Origin of the sequence: Nocardiopsis sp. MG754419 (genome assembly GCF_018207095.1) — a bacterium.
Classification (GTDB): Bacteria; Actinomycetota; Actinomycetes; order Streptosporangiales; family Streptosporangiaceae; genus Nocardiopsis.
In genome coordinates this window covers 1-7868 of the sequence record NZ_QOCZ01000203.1, presented here as the reverse complement: position 1 = coordinate 7868, position 7868 = coordinate 1, and the positions used below count along the sequence as shown (strand labels likewise).

Sequence of the window (7868 nt, the reverse complement as noted above, 5' to 3'; positions counted from 1 at the left end):
CCCCCGGCCCCTCCGTCCAGAAGAGGACCCCCGCGTACCTTCTGCGCAGCCAGAGCAGCACGTGGGTGAGCACGGTCAGGAAGCAGATCAGCAACGCCGCCTCCGGTCCCAGGAAGCCCAGCGCCATCACGCCGGCGGCGGTCACCACGGCGGCCCGCATCAGCACACGCGCCCACAGACCCTGCGCCTCGGGGGTCAAGGCTGCCCTCGGGGAACGGACGACTGCACGGCCACTCCTGTCGCTACGGCTGTTCTGGGAGGTGGAACCCGGAACGGCGAGAACGCCGTCGTCTCGGGCTCCACATGTCACCACCACGGGACGCCACCCGCAACACGCCCGGGACGTCTCCGTGGTGAGCGGTTCGACACGCGTGATTCCCGGTGTTCGCTTGACTCGCCACCGGCTTTGCTGGTCTCCTTACTTCCATGTATCCGCGCACCCGCACCGTCGCCTCGGCTCGTACGGCCCCCAACGGGGCCTCCTGCCTGCAGGCCTGTGCGGCGTGTCCGTGTTGTCGTCGCTGAGTCGTAGCCGAGGGGACGGAATCCACCGACCCCGCACGACCCACCTGTGAGCGGCCCCCGTCCTGTGACGTGAGACGGCCGCCGCAGGTCTCCGCTTGGGCGATCCTCCTCTCCGAACGGGCGTTCGGAGACACCGGCCCCAACACTCCGGGACCACCCGGACCCCATGACGACGTCCTCGTGACCCCCACGCATTGCAGGGGTCGCGCACACGTGAAGGATCCTCTCACGATGCCGCAGCAGTCCTCCGCGCCGACCGCCGCCTCCCACGACCTGGCCGAGCACGCACCTCGTCCGCGCGCCGCCACCCTGTCCCTGGACGGGATCGGCGACGTCGTGGACGCCGGGCGGACCTCCGGTTACGCCCACCTGGACGCCCGACGCCTTCCCACCCTGGGGCAGGTGGTCGCCGCCGCCCGGGAGGCCGCGACCGCGCTGCGTCGACCGACTCTGTGGCCGACCCGCCGCGGGCACTGGCAGCCGGCGCCGCGCAGCGCCCGCCGGCAGGTCCGCGGACGTTTCCGGGTGACCACGGTGGCGCTCGAACCCAACGGTTTCATCGCCGGCCCCGGCACGCGTGCGGAACGGACGCACACCCTGGAGGCGCTGTACCTGGTCAGCGGGCGCGCGCACCTGATCACCTCGGCCGCCGACGGGCAGATGCTGTCCACCACGGAACTGGCCTCGGACCGGGCCCGTGTGGTGGGCGGCGGCGACCGGGGGCACCGGCACCTGGTGAACACCGGTGACGGGGTCGCCGTGCTGGTACGGGTCACCGCCTGATCCCGTGATCGGGCGGCCGGGGGTCGGATCACTCATGGGCGACCCGCCCCGTCTCACGCAGGGCTCCGTCCACGGCCTCGACCGACCGGAGGAGCCCGGCGGTGCGCCGCCCCTCGGCGAGGTAGGCGCTCATGACCTGGTCCAGGGCGTGCGGGGGCATGTGGTCGCGCAGGTCCACCCGGGCCGTGCGGTACCCCTCCCGGGCCGCCTCCAGCGTCGCCGAGACGTACTGGCGGGCGAGCCGGGAGAGAGCGACGGGGTGGCGGCGTAGGACCCCGTGCAGCCGGTAGTCGGCCGGCACGTGGTCGAACAGCCACTCCACGGCCGTCTGCTCGAAGGAGTCCGACCCGGGTGGGTGCACACTCGCGGGCCAGTCCGGCGTCAAGGACTGATCGGGCATGCTCGCCAGCATACCCGCTATTCGAATGTATGTTCGAGACCCGCCCGGTGATTCAGTCGGATTCCGCTTCCGCGGCCCCCGATCCCGCCTTCTCCGACCCCTCCTTGTCGGCCTGGCGGCGTTCGAGCTCGACCCGAACGGCCTGCTCCGCCGCGTCCACGGCGGCCCTCGCGGTGATGGCGTTCGTGTGCGCCCGATCCAACTCCTCCAGCAGAATGCAGTCGAACGACACGCGCGCGTCGTGAATCGCGGCTTCCAGCTGACGTGATGCCTCTTCCAAACTCATAACCCCTCCCTTCCCCAAAAGTCGGCATCCGCACACACCGACCCCAGGGGCGACGCACCGTCTCCCGCCTCGCGGAACAGCGTGACGACCGACACGACGGGGCTTCGACCCCCGAACGGAGGGGTAGACCACCCACTCGACCCCATGACCCTTCCTGGAGCGCCCATGGTCTATCTCATCCTCGCCCTGCTCGCGATCTGGCTGATCCTCGCCATCATCGGCGCCGTGATCAGGGGCCTGTTCTGGCTCACGCTGCTCGCGGGCGTGCTCTTCATCGTGACCGCCCTCTGGGCCCGCTGGCGGAGCAGGCCCAGAACCTGAGCGCCGCCGGCGACCTCAGGGTTCCAGGGCGGGGCGTCCGCCGGCCCGCAGGCGCCCCACCGCCCGGCGCGCACGCGCCTCGTCACCGCCCAGGTGGGGTGTGACCAGGTGGACCGCCTCGTCGGTGCGCCCCAGCGCGACCAGGTTGCCCGCCCGCGCGCGCAGGTCGGCCGGGAGTTCGTCGGGGTCGCGTTGCGCGGGCACGTAGCCCCCGACGTCCTCCCTGGGACCGGCGCGTGGCGGCGGTTCCGGCTCGGCCCACGCGTGACGCGACTCCATCCGGGCGAGTACCCCCCGCAGCACGTAGGACCCGCCACCCAGAAAGACCACAGCGCTCAACAGGGCGACCATCATCAACATCAGACTCATATCGCCCACTTACCCACACTTCGGACACGGCAGGCTCAACACCGACATACAGGCAGTAATCATTCCGCCAAGGGGGAGAACCCCTCAGACGCCGTCGCCCCACCCCCGCGGAAGGTCCTCGGGCCACAGGGTCCGGAGCTCGGCCCCCTCCGGGATCTCTCCCGTGCGGGTCGCCGTCTCGATCCGACGCGCCTGACGGGCCGCGCACGCCTCGAACAAGGCACGGACCACCGCCCCACCGCCCCCGGCGAACCGTTCCGACGACGCCCGGACCAGCGCCGACAACGCCTCGCGGGTCGCCTCCGTCAGCAGCAGGTCGGCCTCCTCCGCCATGGACGCGAAGATCCCCACCAGCTCGTCGGCGGTGTAGGGCGCGAACTCCACGACCCGGGCGAACCGCTCCGTCAGACGGGGATGGGCCGTCAGGAACGGTCGCACCCGCGCGGGCCCACCGATCAGGACCACCGCCACCTCGTCACGGTGCGCCTCCATCAGCGCGCCCAGGGCGTCGGCCGTCGCGAGACCGGCCCCGGCCTCCGTCCCGCTCTCCAGGAGGACCACGAGCACGCCGCCGCGCGCACGGTCGAAGGCCTCCTCGGCGGCACGGGAGGCCCGCCCCCGCTCCACCAGGGCGCCCGAACGCAGACGCACCGACTGCCCGCGCTCCACCAGCCCCAGAGCGGCCAGGAGACCCGCGTACAGACCGGCCACGGTGGAGCGTCCGGTTCCGGTGCCTCCCACGAACACCAGGTGGCGGGAGCCTCCCTCGCCCGGGGTCGTCCCGCCTCGGCGCGGTGACGACAGCAGGTCCGCCAGGTGTCGGGACAGGGCCTCCTCGACCTCGCCGCGCCCCACCAGGGAGCCCAGCCGGGCCATCAACGACGTGACCTGGCCGCCCGACCGCCGGTCCGGATCGGCGGCGGTGGGGTCGGCGACCGAGGCCAGGTCCTCGGGCAGGATCCGCGAGAGGTCGTCGACGGTGGTGTAGCCGCCCTCCGCGATCCGTACGGACTGGGCGTCGACCGCCCCTTCCAGCACCCTGCGCACCTCGCGCCCGTTGTCGAAGGCCACGCCGCGCACCCGGCGCCGGAAGTGCTCCACCACCAGGCCGTGCACCCCCTCGCCCAGGAAGTAGCCGCGTTCCGAGGCCGCCACGGCGAAGATGCCGGTGAGCTGGTCGGGTGTGAAGTCCTCGAACTCGACGGTCCGAGCCACCCGCGAACGCAGGTCCGGGCTGGCGTCGAGCAGGGCGCGGATCCGGTCGGCGTGCCCGGCCAGAACCAGCACGAACTCCTCCCCCGGCTCCTCCATCAGCGCGACCAGGGTGTCGAGGACCTCCCGACCGTGCACGTCCGGGTCCCCGGGTTCCTCGCACAGCGCGTGGGCGCCGTCGACGAACAGCACGCCGCCGCGCGCCCGCTCCACCGCCTCGGCCACCCGGGCCCGGGTCCCTCCCTGGTACTCGGCCACCAGGTCGGGCCTGGCCACCTCCACGAACGGTCCGCGTTCGGACCCGCCCAGGGCCCGCAGTATCGCCCCGTACAGACGGGCCACGGTCGTCTTACCGGTCCCGGGAGGACCCGCCAGCACCAGGTGACGGCCCACGTTCAGGGCGGGCAGGCCCGCCTCGACCCGCGTGGCGCTCGCCCGGTGCAGGTCCACCAGCGCCCGGACCTCGCGCTTGACCCGGTCCTGCCCGACCAAGGCGTCCAGCTCGGTGAGCAGGGAGTCCAGGGAACGTTCCCGGTCCCGCACGGACCCGTCCCCACCGGTCGCACTCCGGCCACCGGTACCCGTGCCCGCCACCCGGTCGCCCTCACCGCCGCGGTTACCGCTGAAGGTGGTGTCCTCCAGGTAGACGGAGGCGCCCTCGGCGGCCCACAGTCCCTCGTCGTCGTTGCCGGACACCGTGCACCGCACCAACCGCACCCGGCCGCCGTCCTCCACCACCAGGCCCTCGCCCCGGCCGTCCCGGATGGCGGTGTCCTCCAGGGCCACCACACCGCCCTCGCCCACACGCACCCCGCGCTCACCGCTGCCGGAGAAGGTGGAGGACCGGACCGTGACGTAGCCGCCCTGGACGTAGACGCCGTCCTCCCCGCACTCGGACAGGTCCGCGTCCACCAGACGCACCTCGGTGCCGTCCAGAACGTTCAGACCGTCCTCACGGGCCTCGCGCAGCACCATTCCGCGCACGGTGATCGTGGCGTCCTCGCGGCTGTGGATCCCCGACCCGACGTCGTGGCCGACGATGTCCTCGAACACGCACGTGCCGCCGACGACGATCGCCATCGGTCCGTTCCAGCGGCTCACCCGCAGGTCGCTCACCTCGAAGCGTGAGCGCACCGCCGCGATGGCGCCACGCCCCTCCTGGGCGCTCTCGGACACCGCCATCCCGGACACGATCACCCGGGACCCGTCCGCGATCAGCAGGGCCGCCTTGCCCACCCGTTCGCAGCGCACGTCGGTCAGCGTGGCCTCGCCGCCGTCGACGAGCACGGCGTCGGCGGCGGCACCGTCCACGGTGAGGCCCCGCACGGTGAGCCGGCCGCCCTCGATCGCCAGCCCGGTCCGCGTGGAGCCGATGATCTCGCAGTCGTTCAGGGAGCTCTCGGAGTCGCCGTGGACGAAGAAGGCGTCCGTCTCCTCCTTGCGCGGTGCCTCCACCACCAACCGGGTGAAGTCGGCCCGGGAACGCTCGTAGACCCGCACCGGCCAGTCGCGCGCCCCCGTGACGCGGACGTCGGTGAACTCGGGGGCGGCCCGGTCCCGGACGTAGACTCCGCCACCGTCCACCAGCGCGCAGTCGATGATCTCCGGGGAGGCCCCCGACACGTACAGGGTGTGCCAGTCGTCGTGGGCGCCGGTGAAGATGGTCCCGATGATCGTCGGGGAGCACGCGCCCTGGACGGCGATCACCGCCCCCGCGAAGTAACAGTCGCGCACCGTCCCCTCGGTGGTGTCCCACAGCAGACCGCTGTCCTCGAAGCGGCAGCCGACGATCTCCGCGTCGGCCCCCACCACGTTCACTCGCCGCGGCGAGGCGAAGACGCAGTCCACCGCGCGCAATCGCCCGCCCTCCTGCACGTACAGGGGCGGGTAGTCCTCGGAGGCACTGAGCACGCTGACCCCGTAGACCTCCAGGTCACCGCCTTCGTGGACGTTGAAGACGTTGGTCTCGTTGATCGCGGTGATGGTGACCGTGCCCGCACCCTCGGTGGGCACGACGACCACACGACGCAGCACACCGACGACCTGGGGCTCGACGTAGTCGCCCGGCTCCACCCTCAGGTACAGGTCCGAGCTCGCGTAGCGGGGATCTCGGACCACCTGACCCAGGGAGGAACGCGCGGAGGGATCCGTCTTCGAGACGCGGACCGTGATCATCCATCGACTCCCAAGGGGGTAGCGGCCGCGGCGCCGCGACAGAGGGCCTGCGCTATGTACCGTATCCACCCCGAGGGCCGAGAATCCGTTGCGACGTGCTCCGGCGTGGCCAGGGTCGGTCAGAATCCGGCGACGTCCTCCGCCGAGAGCGTCTGGAGCTCGGCCACGTCCGGAGTGGCCCCGGAGAGGGCCGACGTCTCGATCCGTCGTGCCTGTCGGGTCACGCTCGCCTCGAACAACGTGCGGACCTCACGCCCGTTGCCGGTCGCCATGCGCTCCGTCTCCTCCCGCAGAGTCGCCGCCAGCGCCGTTCGGGTCTCCTCCGGCACCAGGAAGTCCGCACCCTCGGCCATGCCCACGAAGATGCGCAGAAGTTCCTCGGGACCGTAGGGGGCGAACGTCACGGTGCGGGAGAAGCGGGAACCCAACCCGGGGTTGGTGTCCAGGAAGTCACGGATCTCATCGGTGTATCCGGCGGCGATCACCACCACCTCGTCCCGATGGTCCTCCATGAGCTTGAGCAGGGTGTCGATGGCCTCCTGCCCGAAGTCGTGGCCGTGTCCCCTCGACCGGGCCAGGGCGTAGGCCTCGTCGATGAACAGCACACCGCCGCGCGCCCGTTCGAACACGTCCTTGGTCTTCTGCGCGGTGTGCCCGACGTAGGAGCCCACCAGGTCGGGCCGGGACGCCTCGACCACCTGGCCCTGCGCGAGCACCCCCAAGGCCGCCAGGAGGCTCCCGTAGAGACGCGCCACCGTGGTCTTGCCGGTCCCGGGCGGGCCGGAGAACACCAGGTGCTGGGAGGCCATCGAGGAGGCCAGACCGGCCTCCCGACGGCGGCGGTTCGCGGAGATGAGGCTGACGAGGTCGGCGACCTCGCGCTTGACCTCCGCGAGCCCGACCATCCCCTCCAGACGATCCATGAGCTCACGGGTCTGTTCGGCGTCCCGGGGCTCGCCCACCCGCGCGGACAGTCCGGCGTCCACGACGCCGTCCAGGTCCTCGGGCAGGATCAACGCGAGGTCCTCGGCGGTACTGACGTCACCGGCGACGATCCGTCCGGCCTGGGCCTGGACGATCTCCTCGAACAGGCGTCGCGACTCACGGCCGTTGCCGAAGGTCTCGTCACGGTCCTGGCGTTGGAAGTGCCGGACGAGGAGCCCGCGGACGCCCTCGCCCAGGGTGTAACCCTGCTGGGGCGCCATCGTCTCGATGATGGTGGTGAGCTGCTCGGGCGAGTAGTTCTCGAAGGCGATGGTGCGCGCCACCCGCGAACGCAGACCGGGGTTGGCGTCGAGGAACGTCCGCATCTCGCTGGAGTACCCGGCGAAGACGATGACGACCTCCTCACGCAGGTCCTCCATCAGCTTGATGAGGGTGTCGATGGCCTCCTGCCCGAAGTCGGAGCCCGAACCGAACCGGCGGGACAGGGCGTAGGCCTCGTCGACGAACAACACCCCGCCGCGCGCCCGCTCCACCGCCTGCGTGGTCTTGGCGCTGGTGCCGCCCAGGTGCTCGGCGACCAGGTCCTGTCGGGCCACCTCGACGAAGCCGCCCTTGTCCAGGGCGCCCAGCGAACGCAGGATCTCGCCGTACAGGCGGGCCACGGTGGTCTTGCCGGTGCCGGGCGGCCCGGAGAACACCAGGTGGCGGCTGACGTTGAGCGCGGGCAGGCCGGCCGCCACACGCTTGGCGTTCACGCGTTGGAGGTCGACCAGCGACCGGACCTCCTTCTTCACCCCGTCCAGGCCCACCATGGCGTCCAGTTCGCCGAGCAGCACGTCCAGGGGGCGGGCC

General features: G+C 71.8%; 8 protein-coding genes. 2 read left to right on the top strand and 6 right to left on the bottom strand.

From position 1 onward, the window contains the following. The coding region (locus DSY14_RS25565; RefSeq protein WP_211719167.1) for a hypothetical protein at positions 1-199 on the bottom strand (199 nt) is incomplete at its 3' end. Positions 200-756: 557 nt separating this feature from the next. On the opposite strand from DSY14_RS25565, the gene DSY14_RS25560 reads away from it, so the two are divergent. Continuing rightward, positions 757-1308 carry a hypothetical protein gene (locus DSY14_RS25560; protein ID WP_211719166.1) on the top strand — a complete coding sequence of 184 codons (552 nt, stop codon included), beginning with the start codon at positions 757-759 and terminating at the stop codon, positions 1306-1308. A 28-nt stretch (positions 1309-1336) separates the two neighbouring features. Here DSY14_RS25560 and DSY14_RS25555 read toward each other — a convergent pair whose 3' ends face one another. Further along, positions 1337-1720 (bottom strand): hypothetical protein, encoded by a 384-nt coding sequence (locus tag DSY14_RS25555; protein ID WP_211719165.1) that lies wholly within the window; start codon positions 1718-1720, stop codon positions 1337-1339. A 40-nt stretch (positions 1721-1760) separates the two neighbouring features. After that, positions 1761-1994 carry a hypothetical protein gene (locus DSY14_RS25550; RefSeq protein ID WP_211719164.1) on the bottom strand — a complete coding sequence of 78 codons (234 nt, stop codon included), beginning with the start codon at positions 1992-1994 and terminating at the stop codon, positions 1761-1763. Positions 1995-2138: 144 nt separating this feature from the next. Between DSY14_RS25550 and DSY14_RS25545 the strand changes: the two genes are divergently transcribed. Next, on the top strand, positions 2139-2315 hold the full coding sequence (locus tag DSY14_RS25545) for a hypothetical protein (protein WP_211719168.1): 177 nt from the start codon (positions 2139-2141) through the stop codon (positions 2313-2315). 15 nt (positions 2316-2330) lie between these two features. On the opposite strand, the gene DSY14_RS25540 is transcribed toward DSY14_RS25545, so the two are convergent. The 3 genes from DSY14_RS25540 to DSY14_RS25530 all read right to left on the bottom strand — a co-directional run. Further along, complete coding sequence (locus DSY14_RS25540) at positions 2331-2684, bottom strand: hypothetical protein (RefSeq protein WP_211719163.1); 354 nt, start codon at positions 2682-2684, stop codon at positions 2331-2333. 84 nt (positions 2685-2768) lie between these two features. After that, positions 2769-6071, bottom strand: a complete 3303-nt coding sequence (locus DSY14_RS25535) for a right-handed parallel beta-helix repeat-containing protein (protein ID WP_211719162.1) — start codon at positions 6069-6071, stop codon at positions 2769-2771. Between the two features lie 119 nt (positions 6072-6190). Continuing rightward, the coding region (locus DSY14_RS25530; protein WP_211719161.1) for an AAA family ATPase at positions 6191-7868 on the bottom strand (1678 nt) is incomplete at its 5' end.

What these genes read in the sequence shown, in the direction of transcription:
- DSY14_RS25555 (WP_211719165.1), bottom strand. Translation starts at nt 1,720, where the DNA reads ATGCTGGCGAGCATGCCCGATCAGTCCTTGACGCCGGACTGGCCCGCG.
- DSY14_RS25550 (WP_211719164.1), bottom strand. Translation starts at nt 1,994, where the DNA reads ATGAGTTTGGAAGAGGCATCACGTCAGCTGGAAGCCGCGATTCACGAC.
- DSY14_RS25535 (WP_211719162.1), bottom strand. Translation starts at nt 6,071, where the DNA reads ATGATCACGGTCCGCGTCTCGAAGACGGATCCCTCCGCGCGTTCCTCC.
- DSY14_RS25560 (WP_211719166.1), top strand. Translation starts at nt 757, where the DNA reads ATGCCGCAGCAGTCCTCCGCGCCGACCGCCGCCTCCCACGACCTGGCC.
- DSY14_RS25545 (WP_211719168.1), top strand. Translation starts at nt 2,139, where the DNA reads ATGACCCTTCCTGGAGCGCCCATGGTCTATCTCATCCTCGCCCTGCTC.
- DSY14_RS25540 (WP_211719163.1), bottom strand. Translation starts at nt 2,684, where the DNA reads ATGAGTCTGATGTTGATGATGGTCGCCCTGTTGAGCGCTGTGGTCTTT.